17 protein-coding genes are annotated in these 21435 nt (G+C 35.3%); 14 read left to right on the top strand and 3 right to left on the bottom strand.

The window, feature by feature from the left end; genetic code table 11:
- Positions 1 to 9 precede the first annotated feature (9 nt).
- The 5 genes from D1606_RS09280 to D1606_RS09300 all read left to right on the top strand — a co-directional run bounded on the left by D1606_RS09280 (position 10) and on the right by D1606_RS09300 (position 7599).
- Complete coding sequence (locus D1606_RS09280; protein ID WP_119415730.1) at positions 10 to 1446, top strand: LutB/LldF family L-lactate oxidation iron-sulfur protein; 1437 nt, start codon at positions 10 to 12, stop codon at positions 1444 to 1446.
- Positions 1443 to 2153, top strand: coding sequence for a LutC/YkgG family protein (locus tag D1606_RS09285; RefSeq protein WP_119415731.1), 711 nt, complete (start codon positions 1443 to 1445; stop codon positions 2151 to 2153). Before D1606_RS09280 ends, D1606_RS09285 begins: the two co-directional genes overlap by 4 nt.
- A 178-nt stretch (positions 2154 to 2331) precedes the next feature.
- On the top strand, positions 2332 to 2721 hold the full coding sequence (locus D1606_RS09290) for a thiol-disulfide oxidoreductase DCC family protein (RefSeq protein ID WP_119415732.1): 390 nt from the start codon (positions 2332 to 2334) through the stop codon (positions 2719 to 2721).
- Positions 2722 to 2861: 140 nt separating this feature from the next.
- Positions 2862 to 5567, top strand: coding sequence for an aconitate hydratase AcnA (gene acnA, locus D1606_RS09295; RefSeq protein ID WP_119415733.1), 2706 nt, complete (start codon positions 2862 to 2864; stop codon positions 5565 to 5567).
- 124 nt (positions 5568 to 5691) lie between these two features.
- Positions 5692 to 7599, top strand: coding sequence for a M14 family zinc carboxypeptidase (locus tag D1606_RS09300; protein ID WP_119415734.1), 1908 nt, complete (start codon positions 5692 to 5694; stop codon positions 7597 to 7599).
- 164 nt (positions 7600 to 7763) lie between these two features.
- Here D1606_RS09300 and D1606_RS09305 read toward each other — a convergent pair whose 3' ends face one another.
- Positions 7764 to 8144, bottom strand: coding sequence for a VOC family protein (locus tag D1606_RS09305; protein ID WP_119415735.1), 381 nt, complete (start codon positions 8142 to 8144; stop codon positions 7764 to 7766).
- Positions 8145 to 8333: 189 nt separating this feature from the next.
- Here D1606_RS09305 and D1606_RS09310 point away from each other — a divergent pair, with 189 nt between their 5' ends.
- Complete coding sequence (locus D1606_RS09310; RefSeq protein WP_119415736.1) at positions 8334 to 8759, top strand: acyl-CoA thioesterase; 426 nt, start codon at positions 8334 to 8336, stop codon at positions 8757 to 8759.
- A gap of 44 nt (positions 8760 to 8803) precedes the next feature.
- Here the strand turns inward: D1606_RS09310 and D1606_RS09315 are convergent, their stop codons facing one another.
- Both D1606_RS09315 and plsY read right to left on the bottom strand, forming a co-directional pair.
- Complete coding sequence (locus D1606_RS09315; protein ID WP_119415737.1) at positions 8804 to 9094, bottom strand: HesB/YadR/YfhF family protein; 291 nt, start codon at positions 9092 to 9094, stop codon at positions 8804 to 8806.
- 24 nt (positions 9095 to 9118) lie between these two features.
- The gene (gene plsY, locus D1606_RS09320) at positions 9119 to 9721 is read right to left on the bottom strand and encodes a glycerol-3-phosphate 1-O-acyltransferase PlsY (protein ID WP_119415738.1); all 603 of its coding nucleotides are present in this window, start codon (positions 9719 to 9721) and stop codon (positions 9119 to 9121) included.
- Between the two features lie 248 nt (positions 9722 to 9969).
- Here plsY and parE point away from each other — a divergent pair, with 248 nt between their 5' ends.
- The 8 genes from parE (at position 9970) to D1606_RS18625 (ending at position 21328) form a co-directional block, all read left to right on the top strand.
- The gene (gene parE, locus D1606_RS09325) at positions 9970 to 11946 is read left to right on the top strand and encodes a DNA topoisomerase IV subunit B (protein WP_119415739.1); all 1977 of its coding nucleotides are present in this window, start codon (positions 9970 to 9972) and stop codon (positions 11944 to 11946) included.
- Positions 11943 to 14381, top strand: a complete 2439-nt coding sequence (gene parC / locus D1606_RS09330; protein WP_119415740.1) for a DNA topoisomerase IV subunit A — start codon at positions 11943 to 11945, stop codon at positions 14379 to 14381. The genes parE and parC overlap by 4 nt, the downstream gene beginning before the upstream one ends.
- Before the next feature lie 98 nt (positions 14382 to 14479).
- Positions 14480 to 15691 (top strand): MFS transporter, encoded by a 1212-nt coding sequence (locus tag D1606_RS09335; protein ID WP_119415741.1) that lies wholly within the window; start codon positions 14480 to 14482, stop codon positions 15689 to 15691.
- A 97-nt stretch (positions 15692 to 15788) separates the two neighbouring features.
- Complete coding sequence (locus D1606_RS09340) at positions 15789 to 17366, top strand: ABC transporter substrate-binding protein (RefSeq protein WP_119415742.1); 1578 nt, start codon at positions 15789 to 15791, stop codon at positions 17364 to 17366.
- A gap of 397 nt (positions 17367 to 17763) precedes the next feature.
- Entirely contained in the window at positions 17764 to 19062 is a 1299-nt protein-coding gene (locus tag D1606_RS09345; RefSeq protein WP_119415743.1) for an ammonium transporter, read from the top strand.
- A gap of 38 nt (positions 19063 to 19100) precedes the next feature.
- Entirely contained in the window at positions 19101 to 20084 is a 984-nt protein-coding gene (locus D1606_RS09350; protein ID WP_369973783.1) for a DUF294 nucleotidyltransferase-like domain-containing protein, read from the top strand.
- A gap of 2 nt (positions 20085 to 20086) precedes the next feature.
- Positions 20087 to 20809, top strand: coding sequence for an exonuclease domain-containing protein (locus D1606_RS09355; protein ID WP_119415744.1), 723 nt, complete (start codon positions 20087 to 20089; stop codon positions 20807 to 20809).
- 270 nt (positions 20810 to 21079) lie between these two features.
- A complete protein-coding gene (locus tag D1606_RS18625) occupies positions 21080 to 21328 on the top strand; it encodes a hypothetical protein (protein WP_124217056.1) in 249 nt (82 codons plus the stop codon).
- Positions 21329 to 21435: the final 107 nt, after the last annotated feature.

Genomic DNA, 21435 nt, shown 5'->3' on the forward strand with positions numbered 1-21435 from the left:
GGAAACTACATGTCTATCAAATATAACGATCAAAAATTTAAAGATAACGTTGAAGAAAACTTAAAAAATACATTTATGAGAGGTGCAGTTGTATCCGCTCAAAATCGTTTAAGAACAGGTCGTCTAAATGCAGCAGAAGAATTAGGCGATTGGGAAGAATGGCGAAACCATGGAGAAGAAATTCGCCAACATGTTCTCAATAATCTAGATTATTATCTAAACGAATTAGCTGACAATGTTGAAAAAGCTGGTGGTCATGTATTTTTTGCAAAAACACCAAAAGATGCGACAGATTATATTCAACAAGTGGTGAAGGAAAAGAATGCTAAGAAAATTGTTAAATCGAAGTCGATGGTAACAGAAGAAATTAGCTTAAACGAAGCACTTGAAGATATAGGATGTAATGTTGTTGAAACGGATTTAGGCGAATATATTCTACAAACTGATAATCATGATAAGCCTTCACATATTGTAGCACCAGCATTACATAAAAATGCGCATCAAGTAAAAGATGTATTTGTTGACAAGTTAGGGTACGATCCAGAAAAACCTGCTGAAGCAGCAGATCTAGCAAGACACGTTCGTTCTATACTAAGAAACGACTTTTTAACAGCTGATGTTGGTATTACAGGATGTAACTTTGCCGTTGCAGAATCTGGTTCGATTAGTCTTGTGACAAACGAAGGAAATGCAGGGATGGTAACGACTATTCCAAAAACGCAAATAACAGTTATGGGTATGGAAAGAATCGTACCTACATTTGAAGAATTAGAAGTTTTAGTCAATATGCTTACTAGAAGTGCAGTAGGTCAAAAATTACCTAGTTATGTCAATGTCATTACTGGTCCACGTAAATCAGGTGAAACGGATGGACCAGAAGATTTTCATTTAGTCATTGTAGATAATGGTCGTTCAGATATTTTAGGAACCGACTTCCAATCCATTTTACAATGTATTCGCTGTGCTGCTTGTGTTAATGTATGCCCAGTCTATCGACACATTGGCGGACATTCCTATAACTCAATCTATTCTGGACCAATCGGAGCAGTTCTAACACCGTTACTTGACGGTTATGATCAACATAAAGAATTACCATATGCATCATCTCTTTGTGGAGCTTGTTCGGAAGCGTGTCCTGTTAAAATCCCACTACACGAGTTACTTTTAAAACATCGAGAAAGAATTGTTGAAATTGAAGGGAAAGCACCAATTTCAGAAGCGATGTTGATGAAAGCATTTAGTTTAGGCGGCTCTTCAAGTTCTATATACGCAACGGGTGCTAAAATCGCTTCTAGAGTTATCTCGCCAATTGCAAAAAATGGTAAAATTTCAAAAGGGCCAGGACCGTTAAAAGCTTGGACCGAAATACGTGACTTCCCAGCGCCTAAAAAAGAACGATTAAGAGACTGGTTTAAAGAACATGAAAAGGGAAGTGACAAAAAATGATTCAAAACCGTGAAGAATTTTTAACAACTATTGGGCAATCACTTGGCCGTCCTGTTAATACAACCAAAAAGCCAGAAAGAAATTGGAAATATGCTCCTCAAAAAAAAGGATATGAAGGATTAACAAATGATGAACTACTTGCAATTCTTGAAGTACAATGCAAGAACATTCATACGGATGTTGTCAAAACAACAGCTAGTCAATTACCACAAATATTAGATCAAGTAGTTGAAAATTATAATGGTGGTTCCATTTCGATGTGGCAAGATCCCCGATTTGAACAATACCAATTACAAAACCTTTATAATGATCAGTGGATTGAAAAAGGTTACAACGTGCATCTTTGGAAAGAAGAGTTAGCAGATCAAAACATTCAAAATGCAGAGAAAGCGAATATCGGTATTACGTTTGCAGAGAACGTTTTAGCTGAATCTGGTACAGTTGTATTATATTCTAACCAACATCATGGTAAATCAGTTGGGCTATTACCGACTAATTTTGTAGCTATTGTGAAAAAAAGTACAATCGTTCCACGCATGACTCAAGTTTCCGAAGCCTTAACAAAGCGTGTAGAAAATGGAGAAGTCTTACCATCTGCAATTGATTTTGTTTCAGGACCAAGTAATTCTGCTGATATAGAGATGAAATTAGTTGTCGGTGTTCACGGACCAATACACGCGACATATATTGTTTTAACCGACCAATAATGTGAATAAATTCTCGGAAATTGCTAAGCCTAAGTTGGATATTTTAAAACGTTTAAAGCATCTCTGTCTGTGTAATCATTAGAATGACCCAAACGGAATTTTATATCCACACTAATCATCTAGAGATGCACGATTAGAAAGAAGGAATGTTTTTACTATAGAAAGAAGGGAGGATGTTATGAATTCAATTCTTTTCTATGATGGAGACTGTGGATTTTGTCAACAATCCGTTCAATTTGTTTTAAAACATGAGCGGAAACATTCTTTGAGTTTCGCTTCCTTACAAGGGGAAGTAGCTGCAAAATTATTGCCACAAGATTTAACACAAAATCTGGATTCTGTCGTTGTTTATCAAAATGGAAAAGTGTTAACTGAATCCGATGCAATACTTTTAATAGTAAGGAAATTAAAATTTCCTTTTATCATTCTTCTTATTTTTAAATTAGTGCCGGTTTCAATTCGCAATTATTTTTACCAATTAGTTGCTAGAAATCGTTATAAATTTACAGGATTAAGTAAAATGTGTAAAATTCCTGATGAAATTCAACGAAAACGTTTTCTTAACTAGAGGTCATTCAAAAAATTTATAACAAAGTATAATTTTAATGTTATTTACTTATGTATAATAATCGCTTATTATTGTGTGTGGAGAAAAGTAGCTCAATTATTTAAGCCTTTTCATAAGTTAATTAGAGGGGGAACCGAACAATGGCAAACAAAAACTTGCATAACAGTCGCTCTTCATTTGAAGTTAACGGTAAAACTTATAACTTTTATCGTTTAGCTGCAATCGAAGAAGCAGGCGTTGCAAAAGTATCACGCCTTCCTTATTCAATCAAAGTATTATTAGAATCAGTATTACGTCAATATGATGGTTACGTAATCAAAGAAGAACACGTAGACAATTTGGCTAAATGGGGTAAAGATTCAGATGCAAATGCTGAAGTACCTTTCAAACCATCTCGTGTTGTACTTCAAGATTTCACTGGTGTACCAGTAGTAGTTGACTTAACATCACTACGTACAGCTATGAAAGAAATGGGCGGCGACCCTAACGAAATCAACCCTGCAATTCCAGTTGATTTAGTTATCGACCACTCAGTTCAAGTTGATAAATACGGTAACTCTTCAGCTTTACAAGCTAACATGGATCTTGAATTTGAACGTAATGCAGAACGTTACAACTTCCTTAAATGGGCTCAAACTGCATATGATAATTTCCGTGCTGTTCCACCAGCAACTGGTATCGTTCACCAAGTAAACTTAGAGTATTTAGCTCCAGTTGTACACGTAAACGAAAATGCTGATGGGACATTCGAAACTTTCCCAGATTCAGTTGTAGGTACTGACTCTCATACTACAATGATCAACGGTCTAGGCGTTCTTGGTTGGGGCGTTGGTGGTATCGAAGCCGAAGCAGGTATGCTTGGACAACCTTCATACTTCCCAATTCCAGAAGTTATCGGTGTAAAACTAGTTGGTAAACTTCCAAGTGGTTCTACAGCTACTGACTTAGCTCTTAAAGTTACACAAGAACTACGTAAAAAAGGTGTTGTAGGTAAATTCGTTGAGTTCTTCGGACCTGGCGTACCTGAACTTCCTTTAGCTGACCGTGCAACAATCTCTAATATGGCTCCTGAATATGGTGCAACTTGTGGTTACTTCGCAATCGATAACGTATCACTTGATTACATGCGTTTAACTGGTCGTGACGAAGAACATATCCAAGTTGTTGAAGCTTACTTAAAAGCAAACAACATGTTCTTTGACCCAGAATTAGAACCAACTTACACTGACGTTGTAGAAATTAACTTAGCAGATATCGAATCAAACCTTTCAGGTCCTAAACGTCCACAAGACTTGATTCCACTTTCTGAAATGAAAAAACGCTACCACGAAGTAGTAGTTGCTCCAGCTGGTGTTCAAGGCTTCGGTTTAACTGAAGAAGAATTCACTAAAACTGCAACTGCTAAATTTGCAGATGGCGATGTAGAAATCCCAGCAGGTGCTGTTGGTATTGCTGCAATCACTTCTTGTACAAATACTTCAAACCCATACGTTTTAATCGCTGCAGGTCTTGTTGCGAAAAAAGCTGTTGAAAAAGGCTTAGAAGTTCCTAAATGGGTTAAAACTTCATTGGCACCAGGTTCAAAAGTTGTTACTGGTTACTTAAAAGACGCTGGTTTACAACCATACCTTGATCAACTTGGTTTCAACATTGTAGGTTACGGTTGTACTACATGTATCGGTAACTCAGGTCCATTACTTCCTGAAATCGAAGATGCAATCAGATCTAACGATTTATTCGTAACATCTGTACTTTCTGGTAACCGTAACTTCGAAGGTCGTGTACACCCATTAGTAAAAGCTAACTACTTAGCTTCACCTCCATTGGTTGTTGCTTATGCATTAGCTGGTACTGTAGATGTTGACCTACGTAAAGATTCATTCGGTAAAGACAAAGATGGTAAAGACGTATTCTTCGATGATATCTGGCCATCAGCTGACGAAGTAAACGCAGTACTTTCTAAAGTTGTTACTCGTGAATTATTCCAAAAAGAATATGAAACAGTATTCAACGCAAACGAAAAATGGAATGCAATTGAAATTTCATCTGACTCATTATATGAATTTGATGACAAATCAACTTACATCCAAAACCCACCATTCTTCCAACACTTATCTGCTAAACCAGAAGATATCCAAACACTTTCTGGCTTACGTGTGTTAGCTAAATTTGGTGATTCTATTACAACTGACCACATTTCTCCTGCAGGTGCAATTGGTAAAGATACTCCTGCTGGTAAATACTTACGTGAAAACGGTGTAGAACCACGTAACTTCAACTCTTACGGTTCTCGTCGTGGTAACCACGAAGTAATGATGCGTGGTACATTTGCAAACATCCGTATCCGTAACCAAATCGCTCCGGGTACAGAAGGTGGCTTCACTACTTACTGGCCAACAGGCGAAGTGGAATACATCTATGATGCAGCAATGAAATACGCTAAAAACCACACAGGTTTAGTAGTACTTGCTGGTAAAGATTACGGTATGGGTTCTTCACGTGACTGGGCAGCTAAAGGTACTAACCTTCTAGGTGTTAAAACAGTTATCGCTGAATCTTACGAACGTATCCACCGTTCTAACCTAGTAATGATGGGTGTTCTTCCATTACAATTTGTTGATGGTCAAAACGCTGAATCTCTAGGCCTTACTGGTGAAGAAACATTTGCAGTTAACATCGCTGAAGGTGTTAAACCTCGTGATATCTTAACTGTAACAGCAACTGCTAAAGATGGTTCTACAAAACAATTCAAAGCACTTGCTCGTTTCGACTCAGAAGTGGAAGTAGATTACTACCGTAACGGCGGTATCCTACAAATGGTATTACGTAACAAATTAGCTAAATAAGTTAATCATAGGTAATACTCCTTACACGTGCACAAAATTTTGTGCACGTGTATTTTTTTAGTAAAAATGTAATGTTTTTATGATATATTATTACTATATAAATAAAAATGAGGCGATATTTTAAATGAGAAAAATAAAACTGAACAAACGAAAGGTATTATACTCTGCAAGTTTCATTTTAGGTATGACTTTATTTTCTGTTAATGCAAACGCAGAGGATCATAACGATGGAACAAGTACATCATTAAATACTATTAATGAAAATGATACTACCATTACAGATGAAACAAACGAACAGCAACAAGAATTTCAATTTGCTAAAGTATTATCATCTGTTGAGCTTGTCACGCCAGAAACACTAGAATCCACTCATCTATCTTTACCTGTAAGCCAATATACATACAATGTAAAGCAATCGAGCAACAAGGATTATGCTGAAGTACAGATTGGCGGGAATACATATTGGGTTAAAATCGACAATTTAACAGCTTCCGAAGAACAACCAAAAAAATTGGAAGAAAAGCGTCATTTAACGATTAAAACAAAAAGTAAATTTACTGTTTATGCATCAAATAATAACCAATCAGACGTTCTACTAGAAGGAACAACAGCTTCAAAATTCCATGTTTTAGATATAGTTAATGACTATTATGTAGTTGAAGTTGCTGGTGTAAAAGGATATATTCCAATCAGTCAAGTGAATCTCAATTATAAAAAAAATAGCAATGTTGAAGTTGCCACTAAATCTATCAAAGTCTATAAGAGCATCAAGGGTAAATACAAAACAATTGGTACACTAAAAAGTGGTGCGGTTGTAAAGGTTACTAAATCGACAACGAATTACCATCAAATCCAAATTGGCTCACAAAGATATGCAATACCTAAAAAAGGAACAATACCTACTGAAAAGTCTGCTTCTCTAGGTAAATTAGTAAAAGAAGTGTACCCAGTCACATTAAAGGTAAGCTCAACGAATTATGTTTATTCTTCTAAGGGAAATAAAATCGGGACTATTTTAAAAGGACAATCAATTACCCTTAAAGGCTTAAAAGAGAATAAGGGTATTATCAATTTCATGGGTAAATCAGGTTATGTAAATCTTAAGTACTATAACCATTCAAATATGGTAAACCCTAAGAAAAGTATTACGTATGGTAGGTACAATTATTACCTTCGTGTTATAGCACAGTTATACCCCGAATTCACTGAGATTGAAAAAATAGGAAAATCAGTACAAGGTAGATCTATTTATGCACTACGAGTTGGGAATGGTAAAAAGGAAATTTTAATGGATGGTGCCATACATGCTAGAGAACATATGACAACAAACGTTTTAATGGAAATGATAGATAATTATACAGTAGCGTACCGTAAAGGAGCACATTTCGCTGGGTATAATGTAAAAAGTACATTAAATAAGACAAGTATTTGGTTTGTGCCAATGATGAACCCAGATGGTGTAACCTTAGTTCAAAAAGGCATCAATTCTATGGATTCGAAATATAAATCTACTTTGAAAAAATATAATCATGGCAGCAATAATTTCAATCGCTGGAAAGCAAATGGCCGTGGGGTTGATTTGAACCGCAACTTCGATGGTTTGTGGAAATACTTAGCATACACACCGAAATCATTCATGAATTATAAAGGGCCAAGTGCATTCTCAGAACCCGAAGCACAAGCTTTAAAAGCATTTGTACAACGTCATCATTTTAAAATGGACTTATCATACCATTCATCAGGACAAATTGTTTATTGGTTTAACTTCCAAAAAGGCTCTAACTACAAACGAGATTTAAAATTAGCAAGAAATGTAGCTAGAATAACAGGATATTCAGTAGTTCCACCAATGTATTATCGAGGATCAGGTTCTTCTGCCGATTGGTTTATTTTAAATCAAAAGAAACCAGGTTTAACAATCGAAATTGCACCATACGCAGGGAATGGACCAGTTCCGCATCGCTACTGGACTAGTGTTTGGAACAAAAACAAATCTATCGGTCTATTTGGAGCGAAAGAGGCAAGTAAATAAAATTGAATTGAAAAACTCAAGGTAGTTAAAAGCTAGATTAAAAACAAAGGCAGGAGAAAAATTCCTGTCTTTGTTTTTTGTATGGAGTAAAAATGTGGTAGGGCAACAAAAAGGATGTTCCACCCCATGTCATTTAACATCATCCCATTAATGAAAGGCTCGTACTATTGACAAACGCCCAAAGGATTATCGTCTGGGTCGTAAAAGGTGAAAAATTTAGTATTCTCGTCTCCACTTATTTGGTTTACTTTTACTTTCTTTGAGACTAAATGTTTATGAATTTCTTCTATGTCATCATCGGGAATAAAGTTATAATATTTACTTACTCCAAACTTATTTTCTGGAAAATTCATTGGTTGGTGATTTAGCGTTCTAACCAGGCATACTACCGTCTGAGAGTGTTCGCCAATCCTCATTACTGCAGCCTCTTCTTCTATATAAATTAGTTTGAATCCAAGAATATCCTCATACCATATTGCTGAATTTGCAGGATCTTTAACGGGGATAAAAACTCCCTCAACACCTTTTAAAAGTGCATTTGTCATATCATATAACCTCCTGTGTACAACATAATACTAACTTCGAGAAATCATCTGTTAAAACCTTCTTCGATTAAACTAACTTAGTTTAATTAACAATTACCGATAATATTCTCTTTGAGATTCCTGGCATATCAGTGTAAACAATAAGATTTTTTATAGAAAGTCCGCTATACTGAAGAAGAGGTGAAAGAAATGTTTGTAAGTGAAAAAGAAATAGAAATTCGATATGCAGAAACGGACCAAATGGGGGTAGTATATCATGCGAACTATGTCATTTGGTTGGAATTAGGAAGAACACAGTTGATTCACGATCTTGGATTTTCTGTTACAAAATTTGAAGAGGATGGTTATCTTTCTCCAGTTATGAATATCAATGTTAGTTATAAGGCAGCGATGCGATATGGAGAAAAAGCCATTATACGTACTTGGGTTAAATCACAAGATCGTTTACGTACCGTATATGCTTATGAAATCCTACATACTGATGGAACTGTTGCTGCAACTGCAACTTCTGAACATATAGTTGTAAAAAAAGAAAGTTTTCGACCCGTTCCTTTTAATCGTGTGGATGAAGTATGGTTTAATAAATATAAAGAAATTGCAGAAATCCAACAATAATATTGTCCAAAACAAAAAGCATGCTATTAGCATGCTTTTGTTTGTTATTGTTTATATTCGTACTTCAATTCATCGATCTCTTCATCAAAATCTACGATCAAATCATGGTCATTAAAAAACCATTCATCATCTTTTTCGATAAAGAATGTTATTCCATTTCTTTGTAAAACAATGGATGGGGTAAGAGGATCATCTTTACTCATACCAAGTGAAAACCCTGTATGAAAAGGATTAGAGCCCCCATAACGTGCGTAAAAGCGAATGTAATCACCCGATTGCGCATTCATTTCATCATAAAACCACTTTAAAGCTTGTTCTGTAATGACAATTTTCATGTGAGCTCTCCTCTGGAAAACTTGTTATAACCAATTTACTTTTGGTTCTGTACCATCTTTTATACGTGAAATATTGGAACGATGACGATAAAATATAAAGACAGCTAGTATTGTAACAATAAATAATAGCAAATATTCTTTTTCCAAAATAGCAAAGATAAGTGCGTAGATAAATGCAACAACAGCTGCAAAAATAGATGCAAGACTAACCATTTTAAATAATTTTAAACAAATTAAAAAGGCAATGACTAGTAAAATAAAGAGTGGCCAGTGATAACCTAATAGCATACCGCCTGAAGTTGCAACTGCTTTACCACCTCTAAAACCGGCGAAAATCGGAAACATATGACCGAATACTGCTACAAGTCCAGCGACAAGAGGATGCAAGCCACTGTCTGCGAAAATAGCTAATGTTGGTAAAAGGGTAGCAACTGTTCCTTTTAAAATATCCATAACCATTACAACAATACCCGCTTTTTTTCCTAACACACGGAAGGTATTTGTTGCACCTAGATTGCCACTGCCATGTTTACGAATATCTGTTTTATAAAATATTTGTCCGATCCATAGCGCAGAAGGAATAGATCCTATTAAATAGGCTAAAACCAAAACTAGAAAAATAATCATAAAAAACTCCTTCTTACTTAGTAGTTGGTACTATTATAATGTACTAATAGTTTATCATGAATTCGCTAGAATACACAATACAACAACTTTATTTCTTCTTTATAATAATATTCTTATTTTCTTTTCGTTTCAACGTTTGATACAATAAATGCTGTATGTAAATAAAAATGCAAGAAGTTGACAGTTCTAAAGTTTGTGTTTAATATGAATAGAAGTAGAACGGGTGTTTGTATTTAGGGGGAATTTTTTTGACAAGTAAACAGACAATCACGTCTTACAATGAAGATGATATTCAAGTACTAGAAGGATTAGAAGCAGTTAGAAAACGTCCAGGTATGTATATCGGTTCAACAGATGGTAGAGGTTTACACCATCTAGTGTATGAAATCGTCGATAATGCTGTGGATGAAGTACTAGCTGGTTTTGGTAATCATATCATTGTAAAAATACACGCTGATCAAAGCATTAGTGTACGTGACTATGGACGAGGTATGCCAACAGGTATGCATAAAACAGGTAAACCAACTCCAGAAGTAATTTTCACCATATTACATGCAGGTGGGAAATTTGGACAAGGTGGCTACAAAACAAGTGGTGGATTACATGGTGTAGGTGCATCCGTCGTGAATGCATTATCATCATGGTTAGAAGTAATTATCCATCGTGATGGAAGTAAATATCGTATGCGTTTCGAAAATGGTGGAAAGCCCGTAACAACATTAGAGAAAATAGGTTCTACAATAGAAACAGGTACATTTATACATTTCAAACCAGATGCTATGATATTTTCTACAACAAATTATAATTTTGACACATTAGCAGAACGACTACGCGAATCCGCATTCTTATTGAAAAATTTAAAAATAGAGTTAATCGAAGAAGCTACAGAACGTCATGAAGTATATCATTACGAAAATGGTATAGAAGCGTTTGTAGCATATTTGAATGAGGAAAAAGATGTTCTTCATCCGGTTAAATACGTAGAAGGTACACAGGATGATATTGAAGTAGAATTTGCATTCCAATTCAACGATGGCTATTCTGAAACCATTTTGTCATTCGTCAATAATGTTCGAACTCGTGATGGCGGAACACACGAAACTGGTACAAAATCAGCAATGACTCGAGTATTCAATGATTACGCAAGAAAAATTGGTCTATTAAAAGAAAAAGATAAAAACTTAGACGGTTCAGATATTCGAGAAGGCCTATCTGCCATAATTTCCGTTCGTATTCCTGAAAATCTATTACAATTTGAAGGTCAAACAAAAGGAAAACTAGGTACTTCAGAAGCACGTGGAGCAGTTGATGCTGTAATTTCTCAAAAGTTAATGTACATTTTAGAGGAAAATGCTGAGTTAAGTGCTTCACTTGTCCGCAAAGCTATTCGTGCACAACAAGTTCGTGAAGCAGCACGTAAAGCAAGAGAAGATGCCCGAAACGGTAAAAAGTCAAAAAAACAAAGTACAATTTTATCTGGAAAGTTAACACCAGCACAATCTAAAAATGCTGCGAAGAACGAATTGTACCTTGTCGAAGGTGACTCTGCCGGTGGATCTGCAAAACAAGGACGCGACCGTACGTTCCAAGCAATCTTGCCGCTTCGAGGTAAAGTTATCAATACGGAAAAAGCTAAATTGCAAGACATTATGAAAAACGAAGAAATTTCAACGATTATACATGCAATAGGTGCGGGTGTTGGTTCTGATTTTAATGTAGAAGACTCAGCTTACGATAAAGTCATTATCATGACCGATGCTGATACCGATGGTGCGCATATCCAAGTATTATTATTAACATTCTTCTTCCGTTACATGAGACCGCTTGTAGAAGCAGGGAAAGTGTATATTGCACTACCACCGCTTTATAAAGTATCAAAAGGTACTGGACGAAAAGAAGTTGTGGAATATGCTTGGACAGAAAAAGACTTACAAAAAGCCATTAAAAAAATCGGTAAAGGTTATATCTTACAACGCTATAAAGGTCTTGGTGAGATGAATGCCGACCAACTTTGGGAAACTACGATGAATCCAGAAACTCGTACATTAGTACGTGTTAAGATTAATGATGTAGAACGCGCAGAAAAAGGCGTAGCGACATTGATGGGGGACAAGGTTGAACCTCGTCGTAAATGGATTGAATCACATGTAGATTTTGGTTTAGAAGAAGATAACAACATTTTAGAAAGTGATTTTATTCAACAAGAGGAGGAAGAGCTTAAATGACACAGTCAGAGAAATATCAAGACTTGCCTTTAGAAGAAGTCATCGGTGATCGTTTCGGTCGATATAGTAAATATATTATTCAAGACCGTGCTCTTCCAGATGCAAGAGATGGACTTAAACCCGTGCAACGTCGTATTTTATATGCGATGTTCATGGAAGGAAATACACATGAAAAACCATTCCGTAAATCTGCTAAAACAGTAGGTAATGTAATTGGTAACTATCATCCACATGGTGATAGCTCCGTATACGAAGCCATGGTTCGTATGAGCCAAGATTGGAAAGCACGCCATGTACTGATCGAAATGCATGGTAATAATGGTTCTTTAGATGGTGACCCACCAGCAGCAATGCGTTATACAGAGGCAAGACTTTCTACTATTTCTGCTGAAATGTTACGTGATATTCAAAAAGAAACAGTTGACTTAGTGCCTAACTTCGATGACCAAGACATGGAACCAACTGTATTACCATCACGTTTCCCAAATCTATTAGTAAATGGTTCTACGGGGATATCTGCTGGTTATGCTACCGATATTCCTCCACACAACTTAGCTGAAGTATTAGATGCAGTCTTAATGCGTTTGAAAAACCCAAATGTAACAATTGATGAGTTAATGACTGTGATTAAAGGTCCAGATTTCCCTACTGGTGCTATTATTCAAGGTATCGAGGGCATTAAAAAGGCATACGAAACAGGTAGAGGAAAAATAATTGTTCGAGCTAAAACAGAAATTGAACAATTAAAAGGATCGAAAGAACAAATTGTTATCACTGAAATACCTTACGATGTGAATAAGGCTAACCTTGTTAAGAAAATGGATGAAATGCGCCTTGATAAACGTTTAGAGGGAATTGCAGAAGTTCGTGATGAATCTGACCGTACAGGATTACGTATCGTTGTTGAACTGAAAAAGGATATTAGCGGTGCACCAATTCTAAAATATTTATTGAAAAACACAGATCTTCAAGTAACTTATAACTTCAACATGATTGCCATTTACAATCGTCGTCCAACGATGATGACTTTACCACTTCTTTTAGATGCATATATCGATCATCAAAAAGAAGTAGTTATTAGACGTTCGAAATTCGACTTAAAAAAGGCAAAAGATCGTTTACATATTGTTGAAGGTCTGATGAAAGCATTATCGATTTTGGATGAGGTTATTGCCACCATCCGTTCTTCCAAAGATAAAAAAGACGCAAAAAACAATTTAATACAAAAATTTGCCTTTACGGAAGTTCAAGCCGAAGCAATCGTTTCGTTACAATTGTATCGCTTAACTAATACTGATATTACTGAATTGCAAGAAGAACAAGATGAGCTACACAAGAAAGTTCTTGAATTACAAAGCATTTTAGATAGTGATGTAATATTAGTAAAAGTACTTCAAAAAGAATTGCAAGATATTAAGAAAAGATTTGCTGAACCTAGACGTTCAGTGATTCAAGAGAAAATTGAAGATATTAAGTTAGATATGGAAGCACTTATTCCTAGTGAAGAAGTAGTCGTTACAGTTACGCAAGATGGTTATATCAAACGTACAAGTATTCGCTCGTATAATGCTTCAAATGGTAAGGACATTGCCATGAAGGAATCAGATTACTTATTATATGAATCTACGTTAAATACACAACAACACATATTGTTATTCACTGATAAAGGGCATTATATTTTCCAACCGGTGCATGAGTTACCAGACATTCGTTGGAAAGACCTAGGACAGCATATTTCTAGTATTGTGCCACTTGATGCAGATGAAAATATTATCAATGCATGTGGTGTAACAGACTTTAAAGCAGATCAATACGTTCTAACAATTACAAAAAATGGGCAAATTAAGCGCACAGCATTAGCTGATTTCTTTGTCCAAAGATATACAAAACCATTGAAAATGATGAAGGTTAAGAAAGACGATTTAGTTATTTTTGCTGACATCGTAGAACCAACAATTGAAGTTTATTTAACCACTTATTGCAGTTATGCTATTCGTTTCAAATTAGACGAAGTACAAGTTACTGGCATTAAAACTGCTGGTGTTAAAGCGATGAATTTAAAAGATGATGATTATATTCAAGCGGCTAATGCTATCCCTGAACATCACAAAGGAAAAGTAATGATTGTGACTCAACGCGGAGCAGTGAAGAAGATGGCATTAGATGAAGTAGAAACAGGTAATCGCGCATTACGAGGCGTTCTTACTTTACGTGAATTAAAGAAAAATCCACATAGAGTTTGTGCTGTTGTTTATGTTGAAGAAGGGGAAGGAATTCAACTTACTACTGAAAAAGGAATTCAAGAAGAACTTCGAGAAGGTCACTATCGATTGGCCGACAGATTTTCAAATGGTTCCTATGCAGTGGATGTTGATACAGACGGCGAAATTATTCACGTTCAAAAACTTCCTGCGATTGATGCAAAAAAATCATAAAAACATTAGGTAGTCTAAATATTCGATTTAAGTTACAATATCATTATGAGTTATGAAAGGAACTGGTATCAGTTCCTTTCTTTTTTGGAGGTGAAAGTATGCTGAAAAATCGCAATGTTTGGATTATTTTGAGCGGTGAGTTGATTGCAGGTTTAGGATTATGGGCAGGAATCATTGGAAACTTAGAATTTATGCAGGAAAAAGTACCGTCTGATTTTATGAAATCTCTTATTTTAGCAAGTGGATTATTTGCAGGGATTTTAGTAGGGCCAATGGCAGGAAGAATTATTGATCAATCTAACAAAAAAACAGTAATGATTTATTCAAGTGCTGCCCGTATAGTAAGTATAGTGTTTATGTTTATAGCGTTAGCAACAGATTCTATTATGTGGATGGTTATTTTTCTAATCACTATACAAATTGCAGTTGCATTTTATTTTCCAGCCTTACAAGCGTGTTTACCGCTTATTGTAGAGGAAAAAGATTTATTGCAACTTAACGGCTGGGATATGAATATCTCAACAATTGCAAGGGTAGCAGGTACTGCACTTGCAGGCTTAGTTCTTGTATATGCACCACTTAGTGCACTGTACGTAATATCGATGGTAGCGTATTCTGTCATGTTGTTATTTACTTTTATGCTGAAACTACCCAACACGCAAGAAAGTCTTCAAAAAACGGCTAAGAAGGATGCTAAACGTAATTTTAAAGAAGTATTCCCATTATTAAAACGTGATCCGGGCATTAAATATACACTTATTTTGTCTTTTATCCCTGTTTTATTTTTAGGGTCATTTAATTTACTCGTTATTTCTATTAGTGAAATTCAAGATTCATCTTCGATTAAAGGGCTTATTTATACAGTCGAAGGGGTTTGTTTTATGATTGGATCGTTTGTTATTAAATATATCGGTTTAAAGTGGAAAACAAATCACATATTATTCTTTGCATTGTTTATCGTTGGAGCCGCTGAATTATTGCTGCATTTCGCGCATCTTCCTATTTTATCCCTTATAACATTTGGTTTAGTAGGTTTCTCAGTAGGGTGTTTCTACCCAACTGTCATGACGATATTCCAACAACAAGTGCCAAAAGAGTTTCATGGTCGTTTCTTCTCTTTTCGCAATATGTTAGATCGCACTTCATTTCAAATCGTTTTATTGTCAACAGGTGCATTATTAGATCTCATAGGACTTGAAAATATGGTAATGTGTTTTGGAGCTTGTAGTCTTTTGATAACTTTATATTATTTATGGAAAATGAAGAAAGATAAAATTCAAATAGAAACAGGACAAAAAGCAGCTGCCTAATAGCTGCTTTTTTGGTTTAGAGATTTCTATCTATAATTCTATTATGTATAATAGATATTATATTCTGAAATTTCAGTATTTTAAAAGGGGGAATAGTATGAAGAAAGTGTTATTGTACATTTTTATGGTGTTAGGGGTTATTGTTTTGAGTGCTTGTGGGAATAAAGATACCGGAAACAAAGGCGCAGATTCGAAAGAAAGTTCTCTTGTTTATGGCCGGGGCACCGATTCAGTTTCTCTTGATCCAATTACGATTACAGACGGTGAATCGTTTAAGGTAGCTCGTAATATTTATGAAACGCTCGTACAATTTGGGGAAGATGATACATCGATTAAACCAAGCTTAGCGAAAGAATGGGAAATATCTGAAGATCAGTTGACCTATACATTCACCCTGCAAGAAGGTGTTAAATTTCACGACGGAACAGTTTTTAATGCAGAAGCAGTTGTCAAAAACTTTGAGCGTTGGATGAATGGCACTGTTGATCAATTTCCATATTACGGTGATATGTTTGGGGGTTTTGTAGATGATAAAAACCATATTATTGATACGGTGAAAGCATTAGATGAACATACCTTCGAAATAAAGTTAAAAAAACCTTCTGCAGCATTATTAAATAATTTGGCAATGACAGCATTTTCAATTGCAAGTCCATCGGCTATTGAAAAAGAAGGAGATAAATTCGGTGAAAATCCTGTTGGAACTGGACCATTTAAATTTAAAAGTTGGAAGCGAAATGATTCAATTGAACTTACAAAGAATGAAGATTACTGGCAAAATGGATATCCAAAAGTGACAAAGTTAATCTACCGTACATTGCCAGACAACGCTGCTAGATTAAATAGTTTGGTAACAGGTGAAATTGATATTGCAGATGGCTTAAGTCCAAGTGATCATAAGCGTATTGAAGAAGATTCAAATCTACAATTACTAAAAAGGCCTTCGTTTAATGTGGGGTATTTAGGAATGACGATGACTCAAAAACCGCTTAATGATTCAAAAATAAGGCAAGCTGTTAGTTTAGCAATTGATCGTCAAGCAATTGTAAGTAGCTTTTTTGAGGGATTAGCGACAGAAGCAAAAAACCCCTTACAACCGACTTCTCTTGGCTATAACGAAAATACAGAGCCATATACTTTCGATGTAGAGAAGGCAAAAGGATTATTAAAAGAATCTTCGTATGACGGTAAAGTAGTAGAATTATGGGCAATGCCGGTACCACGTCCATACATGCCTGATGGACAAAAAGTTGCAGAAGCAATCCAAAAGAATTTAGAAACTATTGGGATGAAAACAAAGATTGTTACGTATGAATGGGCAACTTATTTAGATAAAACGAGAAAAGGTGAAGCACAGTTATTTTTACTTGGAGGTACAAGTGATAATGGGGATCCGGATAATTTGCTATCCTTATTCTTTGATGAATCAGGATCTTTGAATAATTCCCAACTAAATGATGTGAAGATACAAAACTGGTTAGCAGAAGCACGTTCTACGACAGATGAAACGAAACGAGAAGAAATTTATGGAGAAATACAAAATCGTTTACGTGAAATTGTGCCTGTTTTACCGCTGGTTCATTCAACGCCTATAGTAGGTGCAAGAAGTAACGTGGAAAATTACAAGCCGCATCCTACTGAAGCAGATGATTTAAAAAGTGTAATTGTGAAATAAAAAAAGCGTACGGATTGTCAGCAATATGTTATAAAGCACCTATTTAACTAATAGGTGCTTTTGATTCCAACGTAAAGATGTGACTTCTAATGAGGAAAAAAGAGAGTTAGTCTTCTTCTAAAATATATAATAAGATGACTATCGATTCACTAAACCTTTAAAGATATATTCAAAATTTGAGGCGAATGGCAAAGATAAAATACAAAATATTGAAAATTTGCAATGAAAGCGTTTTATACAATATTGCGTTAGAAAACATTACGTTATTTTAAAAAATTCAGAAAATTGTATTGACTATTAATCATTTATGTGTAAAATTAAGATTAATAGCAAACATGTTATAAAAACTAACATGAATTTGTTTAGAAAAATAACATAAGAAATGGAGTTGATGTTCATGGATGCAATGTATCTGATGAATAGCTTGTGGACGATGGTAGCGGCAATTTTAGTTATTTTTATGATTGGTGGATTTATATTATTAGAAGCCGGTTCCACAAGAATGAAAAATGCGGGGCACGTAGCTGGTAAAACAATTTTTACATTTGGTTTAGCATCAATAGTATTTTGGACACTCAGTTATGGATTGATCTTCGGTGGTAACGCAAACTTCTTAGTAGGTATGACAGACTTTTTCTACTCAGGTGATTTAGCTAAACCTGAAGAAGGCGGTCTTGCTACAACTGTATTCTTTGTATTCCAATTAGCATTTGCGGCAATTTCCGTGACAATTGCTCTTGGCGGTTTCGCAGAACGTGCGAAGTTTTCAGCTTATGTAGTCTTCACCATTCTTTTTGGAATTTTAGTTTATCCCGTTATTGCTCACTGGATCTGGGGTGGCGGTTGGTTAGCAGAACATGGTAAACAAGATTTTGCCGGTTCTACAGTAGTTCACTTAACAGGTGCGATGGCAGCTCTTGCAGCAACAATTCTATTAAAACCACGTATTGGTAAATTCAACAAAGATGGTTCATCTAATAACATTGCGGGTCACAACCAAGTATATACTGCATTAGCAGTTCTAATCCTTTGGGTTGGTTGGTTTGGATTTAACGCTGGTAGTACTGTATCAGTAGATGGTGCATTCTTCGGATTTGTAGCTCTTAACACGAACTTAGCTGCAGGAGCAGGTGCGGTAGCAGCAACTTTAATCTCTTGGTTTGTATTAGGTAAACCTGATATTCCAACGATTTTAAATGGTGCATTAGCAGGGTTAGTTGCGATTACAGCGTCATGTGCATTTGTTGATGTATGGGCTTCAGTCGTAATTGGTTTTGTTGCTGGTATTTTAACTTTCTATGGTGCACGTTTCTTAGAAAAAAGAAAAATCGACGATCCAATCTTCGCAGTTTCTGTACATGGTATTCCTGGTATTTGGGGTACATTATCAACAGGATTCTTTGCAACAAAAGAACTTGCTTCAGTTGGTAAACCTGGATTATTCTACGGTGGCGGTTTCGATCAACTAGGCGTTCAATTTATGGGTGTAGCTGTTTCTGGAATCTATGCATTTGTCGTTTCATTCGCAATTCTTTGGGTTATGAAGAAAGTTATGGGAGGAATTCGTGTATCTGAAGAAGAAGAAATCATGGGGTTAGATATTAGTGAACATGGTAGCTATGGCTATCCAGAACAAATGGATAAATTAGCAAAAGAAGCAAATGTTGTTGCTAGTAAAACTCATGTAAGTTCATAAGTAAAAAGCCTAATAGGTAGGCTACTCGCCAAAAGGAAGTGCTATTGTTGGACACTGGGGTGTTAACATACAAATCAATCAAGATTTGGAAAGAACAAAATATTTCTAAATACAAGGGAGATTTAGCTGGTCTGAACGCTTTTCATGATCAGGTTATGAAAAAAGTATTAGAGGTGGCAATCGTTCAATTACAAAAAGGATTGCCGCCTTGTGCTTTTTCCTGGTTTATAACTGGAAGTGGTGGTAGATTCGAACAAGGTTTTATCAGTGATCAAGATCACGGAATGATTTATGTGGAAGATACTGAAGAATGCCGTAGCTATTTTAAAGCTCTTGGGGAGGAACTTTCAGATGGCCTTGCATTAGTTGGCTATCCGTATTGTAAAGGCTACATCATGAGTTCAAATCCGCTTTGGTGTAAATCTTTGGAAAGTTGGAAAGAACAATTACGAACATGGATGGAATCAGAGAGTTGGGAAGCTATCCGGTATTTGCAAATTTTTTATGATGCAAGAGTTCTTGTAGGTGAAACACTATATATTAATCAGTTGAAAAATGTTGTTTACAAATATCAATTAGAACAACCTAATCTTTTAAAACGGTTTATGGCAAATATTATGCATCTAAAAAATACAATTGGACCTTTGGGGCAAATATTAGTAGAACGTTACGGTCCATATCAAGGGTGCATAGATTTAAAGTACTCTGCCTTTGTACCATACGTTAATGCCATTCGAATATTGGCGATTAAAGAAGGCATTTACGAAACTTCAACATTATCACGTATTTCCGAACTAGTAAAAAAAGAAAAGTATACTAATTTATTAAGAAACTGCAATGACAATTTTGAACTTCTTTTAAAGTATCGACTCTCACTATTTAAAGTCGATGATTATTTTGATACGCACTATCTAAAAATTGCAGGACTTAGTAAAGCGGAGAAAAAACAGATTAAACAAATTCTTAAAACGGGAATTCGAATTCATGATGAAGTAATCGAACTTATTGAAAAAGGGTGTTAAATATGGTTTTTGAACCATTTCAGCAATTGCTAAGATCTATACAAGGAAAACGTAATACAGGTGGATTAGGGGAAGTGCAAAACGCTCAACAAATTGCCTTTTTAAGAGGATTGCAAAAAGAAATACAGCCAGAAGAAGCGTTAGGAATCCCTTTAACTGAACTAAAGGTAGTTGTTTTCGATATCGAAACAACAGGCTTTTATCCCGAAAAGGGAGATGAAATATTATCCATCGGTGCAGTAAAGATGAATGGATCGCAAATTCTCCTAGATGAAACATACTATTCACTCATGTATACAGAAAAAGAAATTCCACCTGAAATCGTGAAACTAACGGGAATTACAGACGAAGCCATTAAAGCTGCTCCTCCAGCTTCTAATGTATTACTTGAATTCCTCGAATTTGTAAAAGATTCTACACTAGTTGCTCACCATGCGAATCATGAAAGAAGTTTTATGAAATATGCAAGCAATCATTATTTTAGAACACCTTTTAAATATAGAATTGTTGATACAGCATTTTTGTTTAAAATAGTGGAGCGTGACCTAAATATGATTAAACTAGAAGATTTTTGTGCATATAATGATATTCCAATCATGAATCGTCACCATGCATTAGGTGACGCTCGCTTAACGGCTGAACTTTGGAGTCTCTATATTGAAAAGGCCAAAAAAATTGGTTGTGAAAATTTGCAGGATGTCTATGAACGATATGCGCGATTATAGCCAAAAGTAAAAGTACAAACCAGTATGGTGGATTTGTACTCTTTGTATCTGTAGATTTAATTTTTCTTACTATGTTTTAAAAAGCTAAAGGTGGGATTCCCTGCTTTATTTGGATATACCTATAAGTAAAAGTTGTAGGATTACTTTCAAATTAATTTTGAACGTTATAATGCAAAAATCTTATTTGTGTCATAATTATGCTGCTTTATGATATAATATAATTACTATTTAATTTAATTTAAATAGAAAATTTGAAAAGGAAGTGGTTCTTTGTTAAAACTCAACATCTATAAGGATAATATGCATTATGTTGTGGAGTCTGTTTCTAAGATGGGGCAACAGGTAGACCATCATTCTAAAGATTCTCTTTATGAAAGTATTTATAAGCTGGGAAGACATATCCATATCAATAATGTCCACTTTTGCATTCCACGTGATTTAAGCCGATCATTGTTATCGTTCCTATCCATTGAATTCCCAGGAGAGCTTTATGAACATAAAATTACCATCAACGACTAATCCCATCCTACTTAATCTAAAAATTTATACCCATTTCATATTATAAACAGATGATCTAAAAAGATTTAGGTCATCTGTTTTGTTTTCCTCTGTTTCGATAGTAAAAT

It is taken from the genome of Rummeliibacillus sp. POC4, assembly GCF_003576525.1.
Lineage (GTDB): Bacteria > Bacillota > Bacilli > Bacillales_A > Planococcaceae > Rummeliibacillus.

What these genes read in the sequence shown, in the direction of transcription:
- acnA (WP_119415733.1), top strand. Translation starts at nt 2,862, where the DNA reads ATGGCAAACAAAAACTTGCATAACAGTCGCTCTTCATTTGAAGTTAAC.
- D1606_RS09345 (WP_119415743.1), top strand. Translation starts at nt 17,764, where the DNA reads ATGGATGCAATGTATCTGATGAATAGCTTGTGGACGATGGTAGCGGCA.
- D1606_RS09285 (WP_119415731.1), top strand. Translation starts at nt 1,443, where the DNA reads ATGATTCAAAACCGTGAAGAATTTTTAACAACTATTGGGCAATCACTT.
- D1606_RS09315 (WP_119415737.1), bottom strand. Translation starts at nt 9,094, where the DNA reads ATGAAAATTGTCATTACAGAACAAGCTTTAAAGTGGTTTTATGATGAA.
- D1606_RS09280 (WP_119415730.1), top strand. Translation starts at nt 10, where the DNA reads ATGTCTATCAAATATAACGATCAAAAATTTAAAGATAACGTTGAAGAA.
- D1606_RS09340 (WP_119415742.1), top strand. Translation starts at nt 15,789, where the DNA reads ATGAAGAAAGTGTTATTGTACATTTTTATGGTGTTAGGGGTTATTGTT.
- plsY (WP_119415738.1), bottom strand. Translation starts at nt 9,721, where the DNA reads ATGATTATTTTTCTAGTTTTGGTTTTAGCCTATTTAATAGGATCTATT.
- D1606_RS09305 (WP_119415735.1), bottom strand. Translation starts at nt 8,144, where the DNA reads ATGACAAATGCACTTTTAAAAGGTGTTGAGGGAGTTTTTATCCCCGTT.
- parC (WP_119415740.1), top strand. Translation starts at nt 11,943, where the DNA reads ATGACACAGTCAGAGAAATATCAAGACTTGCCTTTAGAAGAAGTCATC.
- D1606_RS09335 (WP_119415741.1), top strand. Translation starts at nt 14,480, where the DNA reads ATGCTGAAAAATCGCAATGTTTGGATTATTTTGAGCGGTGAGTTGATT.
- D1606_RS09310 (WP_119415736.1), top strand. Translation starts at nt 8,334, where the DNA reads ATGTTTGTAAGTGAAAAAGAAATAGAAATTCGATATGCAGAAACGGAC.
- D1606_RS09300 (WP_119415734.1), top strand. Translation starts at nt 5,692, where the DNA reads ATGAGAAAAATAAAACTGAACAAACGAAAGGTATTATACTCTGCAAGT.
- D1606_RS09355 (WP_119415744.1), top strand. Translation starts at nt 20,087, where the DNA reads ATGGTTTTTGAACCATTTCAGCAATTGCTAAGATCTATACAAGGAAAA.
- D1606_RS09290 (WP_119415732.1), top strand. Translation starts at nt 2,332, where the DNA reads ATGAATTCAATTCTTTTCTATGATGGAGACTGTGGATTTTGTCAACAA.